Annotated in this window: 10 protein-coding genes; 1 reads left to right on the top strand and 9 read right to left on the bottom strand. The window is 71.9% G+C overall.

Going from position 1 to position 12,561, the window contains the following annotated elements:
• Window positions 1-188: 188 nt before the first annotated feature.
• Window positions 189-833 (top strand): GNAT family N-acetyltransferase, encoded by a 645-nt coding sequence (locus MUY22_RS12240; RefSeq protein WP_247059631.1) that lies wholly within the window; start codon window positions 189-191, stop codon window positions 831-833.
• A gap of 216 nt (window positions 834-1,049) precedes the next feature.
• Here MUY22_RS12240 and MUY22_RS12235 read toward each other — a convergent pair whose 3' ends face one another.
• From MUY22_RS12235 to MUY22_RS12190, 9 genes are all read right to left on the bottom strand, one after another.
• Window positions 1,050-2,198, bottom strand: coding sequence for an N-acetylmuramoyl-L-alanine amidase (locus MUY22_RS12235; RefSeq protein WP_247059629.1), 1,149 nt, complete (start codon window positions 2,196-2,198; stop codon window positions 1,050-1,052).
• 280 nt (window positions 2,199-2,478) lie between these two features.
• Complete coding sequence (trxA, locus tag MUY22_RS12230) at window positions 2,479-2,802, bottom strand: thioredoxin (protein ID WP_020642536.1); 324 nt, start codon at window positions 2,800-2,802, stop codon at window positions 2,479-2,481.
• 34 nt (window positions 2,803-2,836) lie between these two features.
• On the bottom strand, window positions 2,837-3,829 hold the full coding sequence (gene trxB / locus MUY22_RS12225; RefSeq protein WP_247059627.1) for a thioredoxin-disulfide reductase: 993 nt from the start codon (window positions 3,827-3,829) through the stop codon (window positions 2,837-2,839).
• 77 nt (window positions 3,830-3,906) lie between these two features.
• A complete protein-coding gene (locus MUY22_RS12220) occupies window positions 3,907-4,713 on the bottom strand; it encodes a hypothetical protein (RefSeq protein ID WP_247059625.1) in 807 nt (268 codons plus the stop codon).
• Window positions 4,710-5,333: an RNA polymerase sigma factor SigM gene (gene sigM / locus MUY22_RS12215; protein ID WP_247059624.1), complete on the bottom strand. Its 624-nt coding sequence runs from the start codon at window positions 5,331-5,333 to the stop codon at window positions 4,710-4,712. Before sigM ends, MUY22_RS12220 begins: the two co-directional genes overlap by 4 nt.
• A 31-nt stretch (window positions 5,334-5,364) precedes the next feature.
• Window positions 5,365-6,957 carry a hypothetical protein gene (locus MUY22_RS12210; protein WP_371827605.1) on the bottom strand — a complete coding sequence of 531 codons (1,593 nt, stop codon included), beginning with the start codon at window positions 6,955-6,957 and terminating at the stop codon, window positions 5,365-5,367.
• Window positions 6,958-7,036: 79 nt separating this feature from the next.
• Window positions 7,037-8,908, bottom strand: a complete 1,872-nt coding sequence (murJ, locus tag MUY22_RS12205; protein ID WP_247063830.1) for a murein biosynthesis integral membrane protein MurJ — start codon at window positions 8,906-8,908, stop codon at window positions 7,037-7,039.
• 861 nt (window positions 8,909-9,769) lie between these two features.
• The gene (locus MUY22_RS12195; RefSeq protein ID WP_247059622.1) at window positions 9,770-11,923 is read right to left on the bottom strand and encodes a DUF6049 family protein; all 2,154 of its coding nucleotides are present in this window, start codon (window positions 11,921-11,923) and stop codon (window positions 9,770-9,772) included.
• Window positions 11,920-12,462: an NUDIX hydrolase gene (locus tag MUY22_RS12190; RefSeq protein WP_247059621.1), complete on the bottom strand. Its 543-nt coding sequence runs from the start codon at window positions 12,460-12,462 to the stop codon at window positions 11,920-11,922. Before MUY22_RS12190 ends, MUY22_RS12195 begins: the two co-directional genes overlap by 4 nt.
• Window positions 12,463-12,561: the final 99 nt, after the last annotated feature.

Below are 12,561 nucleotides of genomic sequence, written 5' to 3'. Positions count from 1 at the left end.
GACACGGTCCGCTCCCGCGCGGGAGCGGTAGATCCATCGAGTGTAACCGGGGCCTGTCGAGGACCCCTGACCTTTCGGTGCTTCTCACATCGGCCTACCATCGACCATGGCTCCCGTGTTCGTGCTGTGGTTCCGCGCGGCTTGACGGCGGAGGAGCCCACCGGGAGCGCAGGTCAGGGAGGTCGCGGGTGTCGCGTCGCGTCGTGGGCGTCACACTGGACAACCTCGAGCATCTGCCGAAGAGCTGTCGCAGGTGCGTGTACTGGGAACTGGCTCCGCACCTGAAGAACCAGGCCGAGGAGTTCGGCGCCACCGAGGTCGAGAAGGAAGCCTGGGTCTCGAGCGTGCTGCTCGAGTGGGGTTCCTGCGGCCGCATCGTCTACAGCGACACGCTGCCGGTCGGGTTCGTGCTGTACGCCCCGCCGAACGCCGTCCCGCGCTCGCTGGCCTTCCCGACGTCCCCGCCGAGCGCGGACGCGGTGTTGCTGACGGCCTTCCAGATCCTCCCGGAGTTCCGCGGCGGCGGCCTCGGCCGGATGCTCGTCCAGGCGGTCGCGAAGGACCTCACCAAGCGCGGAGTCCGCGCCATCGAGGCGTTCGGCGACGCGCGTCCCGACGAGTCGGACCCGGACGGCGGCCACAGCTGCGTGCTGCCGTCGGCCTTCCTGCAGAGCGTCGGCTTCAAGACCGTCCGTCCCCACCAGAAGTGGCCGCGCCTGCGCCTCGAGCTGCGTTCGGCGATCACCTGGAAGGAAGACGTCGAGGCGGCGCTGGAGCGGCTGCTCGGCCAGGTGACGATCACCACGGCCGAGCCGGTCCTCGGCCGCGCCTGACCTGCCGCAAACGTTTGCGCCGGAGCTCCGGCGCGGCTGGAACACGGATTCCGTCGTGTGTGCACAGCTGTGGAAGAAGTGCCGAGTTATCCACAGAGCCCTGATAGGCGCGGTGGAAAAGCTGTGGATGACTGCACCGAAACCTGGGGACGGCGCGTGCGCGTCCCCAGGTGTGGTGGAGCAGGTGAAGATGAGCCGCTAGGGGTTGTGGTCGCCCTACTCGGCCTTCGCGAGTTCGTGCGCGAGGACGTCCGCGAAGGTGAACGTGCCCGTCGGCTGGTCGCCCTCGCCGAGCAGGTACAGGCGCTTGACGGCGATCAGGATGCCTTCGGCGACGATGTCGCGGAAGGCCGGGTCGCCCAGCTTGCGGCTGTCGTCCGGGTTCGTCAGGTAGCCGATCTCGACCCGGACGGCCGGGCAGCGGGTGCGGGTGAAGATGTCCCACGACTTGTAGTGCGTGCGGTTGTCCTGCAGGCCCGTGCGGGCCGCGACCTCACGCTGGATGAAGCCGGCCAGCAGCTCGCCCACGGTCGACGTCGTGCCGTTGCCGTTGCCGAAGTGGAAGCTCGCGACGCCCTGCGCCCGCGGCGACGGGTTCTTGTCGCTGTGCAGCGAGAGGAACAGGTCGGCGCCGGCGTCGTTCGCGAACTTCGCCCGCTCCAGCTCGGTGGGGCTGTGGTTCGGGCCGCGGGAGATCAGCGCCTCCATGCCGGTGGCCTTCATCCGGCCTTCCAGGCGGCGCGCGAGGTCCCACGCGATGTCGGCCTCGCGGAGACCGCCGGCGACCACGCCGAGGTCGTCGCCGCCGTGGCCGGGGTCGATCACGATGCGCTTGCCGCGCAGCCGGGGACCGGCCTGGCGCACCTGCTCCTGCTCGCGCAGGAACACGGGGCGGCCGCCCCGGGCCCGCGGCGAGGACAGGCGGTGCAGCTCTCGGATGGTCGCGGGGCCGCACATGCCGTCCGGCGTCAGGCGCATGTCGCGCTGGAACGTCTTGAGGGCGCGCTCGGTCGCCGCGCCGAAGTAGCCGTCCGGGCGACCGGCGTCGAAGCCGAGTTCGGTCAGCCGCTCCTGCAGCGTGAAGACGTCGTCACCCTGGATCGGGGCCGCGATCGTGTACGACAGCAGCCGGCTGCCCAGGTGGTAGCTGGCGCCCTTGAGCGCCTGGAAGGTGGCCTGACCCACGATGCCGTCGGTCATCAGCCCACGGCTCTGCTGGAAGGCCCGTACGGCGTTCTCGACGGCGACATCGAACGTGTCGTAGGCGTCGGTACCGGTGACCGGCGGGAGCAGGTCCATCCCGGCCAGGATCGACCTGATCTCGGCGACGTCCGGACCGGCGTCACCGCGGCGGAGTACCCGCATGCACTCCTCGCTCTTCCTCAGGCACCGATTGGGGGTTCGGTGCGTGGCAAAACTTCGGGGAAAACCATCACTGGGACGGGCCCAGGTCCTCTATTGTGCCTTGCGAACTCTCGGTGACACCGCAGGCCCGGTCGGTTCGTCAAGAGCCCGTTCGTGGCGTCCCGGTGGTGGCCCTCGTCACGCAGGATTCACCCACACCGGTGAGATTCCCCCGAACGACGAGAACCCGGAGCCCACGGGAGGGTTCCCGCAGGCCCCGGGTTCGCCGGGCTTGTTCGGTTCAGAGAACGTCGGCGAGGTCCGACAGCAGCGCGGCCTTCGGCTTGGCGCCCACGATCTGCTTCACCGGCTTGCCGCCCTGGAACAGGATCAGCGTCGGGATGGACATCACCTGGTAGTCACGCGGCGTGTTCGGGTTCTCGTCGATGTCGATCTTGGCGATGGTCAGCTTCTCGCCGTTCTCCGCCGCGATCTCCTCGAGCACCGGGGCGACCATCTTGCACGGCCCGCACCAGGTGGCCCAGAAGTCGACCAGAACGGGCTTCTCGCTGGTCAGGACCTCGTCGACGAACGTCGCGTCGGTCACCTTCACGGTGTTGGACATGGTTTCTCCTTCAGGTGGGTGTTACGCCGGAAAGTCAGTTGGTGCCCGCGCCGTAGCCGCCGCCGACCAGCTCGGCCGCCTCGTGCGCGTCCGAGTCGCCGTGCTCCGCGAGCCAGCGTTCCGCGTCGATCGCGGCGCTGCAGCCGGAGCCGGACGCGGTGATCGCCTGCCGGTAGGTGCGGTCCACCAGGTCACCGGCGGCGAAGACGCCGTCCAGGTTCGTGTAGGAGCTGCGGCCCTGGGTGATGACGTAGCCGTCCTCGTCCAGGTCGACCTGCCCGCGCACCAGCGCGCTGCGGGGGTCGTGCCCGATCGCGACGAAGAAGCCCGACACGTCCAGGGTCGACTCGGAGCCGTCCTGGGTGTCCTTCAGCTTCAGGCCCTCGACCTTGTTGTCCCCGACGACGCCGGTGATCTGCGAGTTCAGCTTCCACTTGATCTTCTCGTTCGCGCGGGCGCGCTCGAGCATGATCTTCGAGGCCCGGAACTCCTCACGGCGGTGCACCACGGTGACGGACTTCGCGAACTTCGTCAGGAAGGTCGCCTCCTCCATCGCCGAGTCGCCACCACCGGCGACCACGATGTCGTGGTCGCGGAAGAAGAAACCGTCACAGGTCGCACACGCCGACACGCCACGCCCGAGCAGCTCCTGCTCACCCGGCACGTTCAGGTACCGCGCCGCCGCGCCCATCGCGAGGACGACCGCGCGGGCGGCGTACCGCTTGCCGTTCGCGGTCACGTACTTGACCTCGCCGGTCAGCTCGACCGACTCGACGTCCTCCGCGCGCAGCTCGGCGCCGAAGCGCTCGGCCTGCTTGCGCATCTCCTCCATCAGGTCCGGACCCATGATGCCGTCGCGAAACCCGGGGAAGTTCTCGACCTCGGTCGTCGTCATCAGCGCGCCACCGAACTGCGTGCCCTCGAACACCAGCGGTTCGAGTTGCGCCCGCGCCGCGTAAACGGCAGCGGTGTATCCGGCAGGACCCGATCCGACGATGATCAGGTTCCTGATGTCTTCGGCAGCCACCCGTGACCTCCGCTCGTAGTGACCCTGTACCAGGCTCAACACGATCGTAGGTGGCGGTGTTCCCGGGGTGACAGGCGCTACTTCTCCCCGACGACCTTGTCGAACAGCACCGCCGGATTGCCCGGTCCGCAGTCCGCGCCGAAGGCGACCAAGCGGAACTGGGCGAGCTTGCCGGTGGTCAGGATGATCATCACGCCGGCCTTGCCGCCGACGTTGACGGGGCGGATGCCCTCGGGCCGCACCTTCGCGTCCAGGCCGGCGGCCGTGATGCAGGCGTCCAGCCGGTCTTCGGTGCCCAGCGGGCCGAAGTCGCGGACGCCGACCGCCTTGCCGACCAGGGCCTGGGCGCCGCTGCCGTCGGCGCCGACCGTCGGGCCGGACGGTGCCGGGGCCGCGACGTTCGGGGTGCCGCTCTGCTGAGGCGTGCTCGGGATCGCGACCGTCACCGCGACGACCGCCGCGGCGGCCGCGGTCAGGACGCCGGCGGCCCAGCCGAGCCGCTTGTTCCGGCGCCGCCGGGCGGCCGCGAGGTCCACCACCTGGGCGTCCCCGGTCCCGGTCTGCTCCGGTGCCGGCGCGGTCCGCTGCTTCGACTGTGCTTGTCCAGGAAAGGCGGCGGCCACTTCCGCGGCCAGGGCCGCGTCGAGCCGTGCCGCGAACTCCGCCGGCATCGGCGGCGCGGGTGCCTCGGCGAGTGAGGCCAGGTCGGCCTGCGTCGCGTCGAGGGCGTCCAGGATCGCGCGGGCCTCCGGGTCGGCGTTGACGACCGGCCACAGCTGCGCGGCCCGGTCGTCGTCCAGCACGCCGGCGTGGAGATCGGCGAGCACGTCGACAGACCAGGGCGGACCGACGGTCCCCCCGATCCCCCGGCTTTCGTCCGTCATCGTCCCTCCCCGCTACCCGGCTGGCGCCCGGCCCGTTTGCTTTCGTGAGTTGGGACGTTCGCAATCGCATCGGGGTTCCGCAGGTGTCCGAGAACCTTGGCGAGTTTTCCGCGCCCCCGGGCACATCGGCTCTTCACCGTGCCCTCGGCGATGCCGAGCATCTTCGCCGTCTCGGCCACGGAATAGCCCTCGACGTCGACGAGCAGGATGGGCGCGCGCTGGTCTTCCGGCAGCTGGGCGAGCGCTTCGCGCACCAGCAAGCTGGTCTCGCGCTCGGCCATCGAATCGCGCGGGGTGGCCGGCTCGTTGAAGCCGGTTTCCGGCAGCGGGACGGTCGGGCGGGCCTGGCGGCGGCGGATCCGGTCGAGGCAGGCGTTCACCACGATCCGGTGCAGCCACGTCGTGACCTGCGACTCGGCGCGGAACTTGCCGGCGGCCCGGAACGCCGAGATGAACGCGTCCTGCAGCGCGTCGGCGGCTTCCTCCGGGTCGCGGACCGTGCGCAGGGCGACCGCCCACATGCGGTCGCGATGTCGCTGGACGAGTTCGCTGAACGCATGAGGGTCCCCCGCGGCGTGAGCCGCTATCAGATCCGCATCCGTGGGAGCTGCAGCTGTCACCCGCGAGAGCCTACTGACCCTGTCGGGTGCGTCACCCCGCAGGCAGGAAGGACAGGTCCGCGATCTGGGTCAGGAACTGGCCATCCTCGCCGCCCAGCTGGGTGATCCAGACGATGAAGTACTCACCCTGGGTGGGCTGAGCCAGCGGGATCGTCGTGTCGCCGTCCTGCAGGTCGCCGTTGCCGACCACCTTCGTGTCGGCCAGGTCCGGGTTCTTCTCGGTCGCCGAACGGATCTCGACCTTGGTGCCCGCGGTGCCCCCGGAGACCTTGACCTGGCTCAGGTTGATCGGGTCCTTGAAGGTGACGACCAGCCCGACGCCCGACTTGATGACGGGGAACTGCTGCTTGTACTTCTCGGTCCGCCACACCGTCTCGGGCTTGCCGTCGGTCGCGTACCGCGCCCGGGCGGTGTTGTCGCCCTTGCCGTCCGGGTTGTAGACGGCGATCGCCTGCGGGGCCACCGCGGCACCGACCGTCGGCGACGGCGGGGGCGCGGGCTGGCTCGACGCGGGCGGCTGCCCGGCCGGCTGGCTCGACGCGGGCGGCGCCGCGACGTTGATCGTCGGCCCGGTCGCCTTGGAGTCGCCCTGGAAGACGTTGATCAGCATCAGCCCGCCCCAGGCGAGGATGACGACCGTGGCGACCACCAGCACGGTGACGCCGAGCGCGAGCTTGCGCCGCCGGGCGACGTCCTTGACCGGCTTCTTCGTGGTCCAGACGGTGCCCTCGGTCTCGGCGGCCGGGTCACCGCCGACGGCCTTGATCAGCTGGGTGCGCTCTTCCTCCTCGGCCACCTGCTCGAGCATGCGGAGGATGGCCGCGCTGGTGCGGATGCCGCCGTTGCCGCCGTCCTCGATCGTGCGGACGGCCAGCGACGACAGGTCGGCGGGCACGGTCGGGATGAGCTGCCGGGGCGGGACGATCCGGCCCTGCGGGTTCAGCGGCGCCGCCGGGATGGCGGGCGGGCCGCCGGGCAGCGCCCAGCGGCCGGTGAGCAGCAGGTACAGCACCGCGCCGAGCGCCTTGACGTCGTCGCGCAGCGTCGCCTCCGGCAGCGGGCCGGGGAACGCGAGCTTCAGCGCGCCATTCGGCGTCAGCCGGAGCCGCTGGGGGTGGTCGAGGCCGAGGACCAGACCGTTCTGGTGGGCCTGCTCGACCGCTTCGGCCAGCGCCTGCACCATCCGGGCCGCCGCGCCGGGCGCCACCGGGCGCTGCGCGACGAGGTCGACCAGGTCGCTGCCCTTGGTCCACTCCGCGACGACGACGCCGAGCAGGCCCTCGCTCGACGTGATCCCGCTGCCGAGCGCGAGCACGTCGAGCACGCGGGCGACGCCGCCGTGGCCGAACTTCGACGCGTGCGTCGCGCGTTCGAGGGTGCGCCGCGCGAGCCGCGCGGCTTCCGGGTCCGCCGGGTCGCCGACCAGCAGGGTCAGCGCGACGTCCCGCTTCAGCTGGCCGTCCCGCGCGCGCCACAGGTGCGCGTCACCCCGCTCGTCCACACCGAACTGTGCGAGGAGGCGGTAGCGGCCGTCGCCGACCACACGTCCGGGGGCCAGCGATCCGACCTGGGCCTTGCCCACGTGGTTCGCACCCCCTGCCTGTTCGCTGCGCCTCGTATCCACCCGCACTCTCCCGTTAGCTCCCCGCGTCGAGGGTACCCAGAATACGACGCGGGAGTCGTCGGCAGCCGTACCGGAATCGTTACCCCCGCTTGATCAACCGGGTGAACCTGCTCGTGGCCGGCTGCAGCTCCTCCACCTTGAGCGCCATCAGCACGCCGAACGAGACCACGATGCCGACGACGCTTTGCAGCAGAAGCTTCACCCAGGCCCCGAAAGTCGGCCCGAACGAGTCCGGGACGACCTTGCCGACGACCCACGCCGCGGCCACCCCGAGCCCGCTCGCCACGACCGTGAACAGGATCACGCCGATGATGCGCTTGCTCCGCAGGTTGCCCAGCGTCACCCAGAGCCACACCTGGCCGAGGATCGCGCCGACGACGAACGTCAGCGCGTTGACCATCATGACGCCCAGCACGACGTTGTCCGGCGTCAGCAGCACCGGGCACAGGTACAGCAGCGGCACCTTGACCAGCGTCATCACGATCATGATCAGCGTCGGCGTCCGCGCGTCCTTCATCGCGTAGAACACCCGCATCTGGAGCATGACCAGCGCGTACGGCAGCAGCGCGAACGCCGAGATGGCGAGCGCGTCGCCGAGCCGCTCGGCGGTCTCGACCGTGCCCTTGCCGAACGTGAACAGCGCGATGCCGATCGAGCCGCCGACCACGGTCATCACCGCGGAGATCGGCACGAGCATCACCGTCGAGATCCGCGACGCGTAGGACAGGTCGCCGATCAGCTTCTTGTGGTCGCCGTCGGCGGCCGCGCGGCTCATCCGCGGCATGATCGCCGTCAGCAGCGAGACGCCGATGACGCCGTACGGCAGCTGGAAGAGCAGCCACGCGTTGCTGTACGCCGTCACACCGCCGGGAGAACCGCTGGTCAGGACGCGGGTGTTGATCGTGTAGCCGATCTGGCTGACCGCGACGTAGCCGAGGATCCAGAGCGCGAGACCGCCGAACTCCTTCATCTGCTTGTCGAAGCCCCAGCGCCACTTGAACCGGAAGCCCGACCGCAGCAGCGGCGGGACCAGCAGGATCGCCTGGGCGACGATGCCGGCGGTGACGCCGATGCCCAGCGTCAGCACCTTCGGGTCGGTGAGCGACGGGTGCACGGTGTCGATGTCGCCCGGCATGACCCAGACGACCAGGATCGTGAAGATGACCACCAGGTTGTTGATCACCGGCGCCCAGGCCGTCGGCCCGAAGATCTGCTTGGCGTTCAGCACCGCCGAGAGCAGCGCGAACACGCCGTAGAAGAAGATCTCCGGCAGCAGCAGGTAGGCGAACGCCGTGGTCAGCCCGGAGCTGGCCTTGCCGGAACCGTCGACGTAGAGGCTCGTGAACGCCGGCGCCGCGACGACCGCGACCGCCGTGCCGACCAGCAGCAGCGAGAACGCGACCGTGATCAGCCGCTGGGTGTAGGCCGCGCCGCCGTCGGCCTCGTCCTGCGCGCGCACCAGCAGCGGCACCACCACGCTGGCGAGCACGCCACCCATCAGCAGCTCGAAGATGATGTTCGGCATCGTGTTCGCGACGTTGAACGAGTCGTTCGCGATGCCCTGGCCGATCGCGCCGACCAGCAGCAGCTTCCACAGGAAGCCGGTGATCCGGCTGATCAGCGACGCGATGGCCATCCGGCCGGACGCCTTCGCGAGCGACGGCGCCTTCGCCGGGGCCGCGGCCTCCGTGCCGGGTTCGACCGGCTTGACGAGCGGCGTCTTGATCGCCGGCATGACCTGGGTGGCCAGCGCGTCGTAGGGCCGCATGACGTCGGGGTCGGCGACCGGCCAGCGGGAGGCCATCGGGACGCCGGCGGTGCGCGGGATGAACCGCGTCGCCTCCGGGTCGACGGGCCGCTGGGCCTCCTCCTGCCACGGCCGGACCGGCGCCGGACGGCGGGGCGCGCGGCCGCGCGGCGGCACCGGGATGCCCGGGGGCGGGGTGCCCATGGCCGGGTTGCCCGCGGCCGGCGTGCCTGGCGGCGGGGTCGACGGCGGTACGGCGACCGGCGGCGTCACCGGCGGGGCCGACTGCGGCAGCCGGCCCTGGTGCGACGGCGGGCCCTGCGGTGGCGGGCCCGGCGGGTTCTGCGGCGGTAGCGGCGGTACCGGCTGGACGCGGGTGGGTGCCGGACCGGCGGCGGCGCGCGGCGGTTGCCCACCACGCGGCGGCTGGGGCGGTGGCCCCTGCGGCGGCGGGCCCTGCGGCGGCGGGACGCGGCGCGGCGGCCGGTCGTCCCGCGGCGGGTGGTCGTCGCGCGGCGGGCGTTCGCGGACCGGGCGCTCGTCGTGGACCGGCCGGTCGTCCCGGGGCGGGCGCTGGCGGTCGTCCTGGACCGGTGGCTTGCCGCGGGCCGGGCGCCCCTCGCGCGGTTCCTCGCGCAGGGCGCGGTCGTCCCGGGGCGGACGGCCGTCGCGCGGTTCGTCACGCGGCGGGCGGCCTTCGCGGACCGGCCGGTCGTCGCGCGGCGGACGCCCCTCGCGGACCGGCTGGTCCTCGCGGGGCATCTGGCGGGTCTGGCCGTTGCGGGGCGGCTGGCGGCGGCCGCGCTCCGGTGGCGGAGGCGGCTGCTGCTTCGGCGGCGGCTGGCGGCGGCCCGGTTGCGCCGCTCGTGGCGGCCCGTCTCCCCGCTGCGGGGGCGGGGCGCCTTCGCGCCGAGGACGACTCGCACGCTCGGGGGGTAAGCCCGGCTCTCTCTCCAACGCGTGCCCAATCCTCAGTGCTCGGTCCCCGGTGCCGCGGCCCGTTCGCCGCGCACGTGCGGACCCAGGGTAATCGGGAACCGCCCGGAACACTCGAAGGCCGAGAGATCAGTCCACTGCGTCCCGGCCGGCCTTCGCGTCCTTCACCCGCCGGTAGATGCGCCGGGAGGCGAGCAGAAGCAGGGCCGCACCTGCGGCGACGGTCGCGATGATGGTGATCGCGCCGTACTCCGTGGACGTCAGTTCGAACCGCGCGGATGACCCGAGCGGGGTATCCGTGGGGGTGCGCAACGACACATCCACGCTGAACCGGCCGGCCCGCAGCGCCTCGACGGGGAGGAAGTAGTTCTTGCCGCCGCCCGCCGGGAAGAACCAGGCCTTGGCGTCGTCGGAGCGCAGGCCGGTGTTGTTGGTCAGGACGAACCGGGCGTTGATCCCGACCGGCAGGTCGTTGCTGACGTACACCGGCAGCGGCGAGTTGCCCGAGGCCAGCGCGATCGTCTGCTTCGGCTGCGAGACGGACACCTGCTCGCTGATCGCGGCCAGGTCGGCGCGCGCGTTCGCCGTCGCCGCGTCGGCGGGCAGGCCCCGCCACGCGGTGGACGCGCCCCGCAGCTCGGCCAGCCGGACCGGCGCGACGACGTCGTCCGGTTTCACCCGTTTGGTGGGATCCAGCTGCATCGCGGCGGCCAGGCCGGTCGTCTTGTCGTCGAGGGTCGACAGCGTCGAGACGAGGGCGGGGTCGGCCGCCGCGGCCGGGTCCTGGCCGCCGTCGCCGACCGGGCCGGAGCCCTCCGGGTCCGCGGCCAGCAGCGTCGGGAGCGAGGTCGCCGTGACGAGCCCGGCGTCGAGGTAGTTGCCGACCTGCTGCAGGTACGCGGTGAGCTCGGCGGCCGGGGCGGCCCAGCGGCGCGGCGGCGCGACCAGCAGGTGGTCCGGCCGCTGCTGCCCGGCGGTCAGGCCGAGGCCGGCGCGGAAGGCGAGCGCGCCGAGGCCGTTCTGGCTCGCGACGGCCGCCTCGGTGGTGGCCGGCATGGTGACCGAGTCCGGCACGGTCGGCACGCCCGTCATGGCCGAGGAGATGAGCGAGTCGGTCGGCTGCGCGCGGACGGTGCTGCCCTGCACGGTGACGCCGCCGCCGGCCGCGGCGGGCGCGAGCTTGCCCGCGTCGGTGAGCACCGTGCGGATCCCGGCCTGCGACAGCGCGGTGAGGACGGCGTCGCCCGGCGTGCCGTCCGGCCAGAGCACGCCGGTCTGCGGCGTGGCGCCGGTCAGCTGCTGGATCACGGCCGCGCCGGAAGCCGCCTTGGTGACCAGCGCGGGGTCGCCCGGGCGGATCCGCGAGACGGCGTTCAGGTCGGCGTCGGCGAAGGGCAGGGCCACCACGCACCGGGTGCCGGCCAGCGAGCGCAGCGCGGCCAGCCACGTCTGCGCGGTCCCGGCGCCCTTGCCGTCGACGTTCCCGGCGTCGGTGTGCACCTGGTAACCGCGGCTCATCGCGTCGACGGTCGCCAGCAGGTCCGGGTCGAGCGCGAAACACATCGACTTGGCCAGGTTCGAGTCGCCCTGCACGGCCGTGTGCGCGGCCGTGACCAGCGCGTTCAGCCGGCCGTCCGGCCCGATCTCGTCGGCCAGGCGGTCGTCGGCCAGCACCGGCCTGCCGCCGAGCGGCGCCGCGTAGACGTGCGGGACGCTGCTGGTCAGCGGCCAGAGCAGCGTCATGCTCGGCGCGCCGGACGCGTGCGTCGTCTGCTTGCCCGGGCCGGCCAGCACCGGCATCAGCATGCTGACCGCGCCCAGCCGGGCCGGGCCGCCGAACTCGGGCGTGCCGTTGACGTTCACCAGCAGCGGGTAGACGCCGGGCTTGCCGAACTGCGCCGCGCGCTGGCCGGTCAGGGTCACCGAGATGTTCAGCGGCGCGGTCTGCCCGGGCTCCAGCGCGTCGGCGACGGCGGTGAAGTCCGTCAGCGGGCTGTCCTTGATGACCGCGCCCGACAGGACCTCGCCGATCCCGCGTTCGGTCGTCTGCCGCTCGCCGACCTGCAGCCGCACCTGCGGCCGGTTGACCTTGCGGTCGCCGGTGTTGGTGACGCTGCCGGCGACGGTCAGCGTCGTCGTCGAGCCGGTGATCACCCGCGGGTTGAGCTCGTCGAGCTCCACGCGCAGGCGGGCGCCCTCTTCCGCGTGGGCCACCGTGGCGCCGGCCAGGGCGGGGACGGCCAGGAAGAGGACGGAAAGGAAGGCTGCGGCGAACCGCTTCACTCGGGGGCTCCCTCAGGGGCGTGCTCGTCTCGTCCGTGGACGTCCGGGCGCGCTAAAAGTTCCTTGGCTTTCCGGACGAGCTTCCGCTCGTCGGAATACGCGAGTTTGGTCTCCAGCTCGGCCAGCGGGACCCAGGCCACCTCGGTGACCTCGACGTCTTCGTCGGACAGCTCACCGCCGAGCGCTTCGAGCAGGAAGTGGTGCACGGTCTTGTGGATCCGCCGCTTCTCGGCGACGAACCAGTAGTCGATGGTCCCCAGTGGCCGCAGGACCCGCGCGGAGATGCCGGTCTCCTCCTTCACCTCGCGCACGGCCGTCTGTTCCACTGTCTCACCGTCCTCGATGTGGCCCTTGGGCAGCGACCAGAGCAGTCTGCCGTGCCGGTCGAGCCGGCCGATCAGCGCCGCCTGTTCGCGCGCCGCGTCCAGCACGAGGCCACCGGCCGACGTCTCGTCGACCGTGGTCAGGCGCCTGCCGCGCTGCCGCCTCCGCCGCCTCCGCGGCTTCGAGGCGCCGGGGCGGCCGGCTGATCCAGACATGCTGCGATGCTAGAGCAAACGGTTGCCCCGGTAGGCTGGCTCTCCGTGTCCTGTCCGGTGGTGCCTGTAGTAATCGCACCCGAAAGTAGTGGGTTTTCC

Origin of the sequence: Amycolatopsis sp. WQ 127309 (assembly GCF_023023025.1) — a bacterium.
Taxonomy (GTDB): Bacteria; Actinomycetota; Actinomycetes; order Mycobacteriales; family Pseudonocardiaceae; genus Amycolatopsis.
Note: the sequence above shows the minus strand (reverse complement) of the source record. Positions and strands in the feature narration are given on the sequence as shown.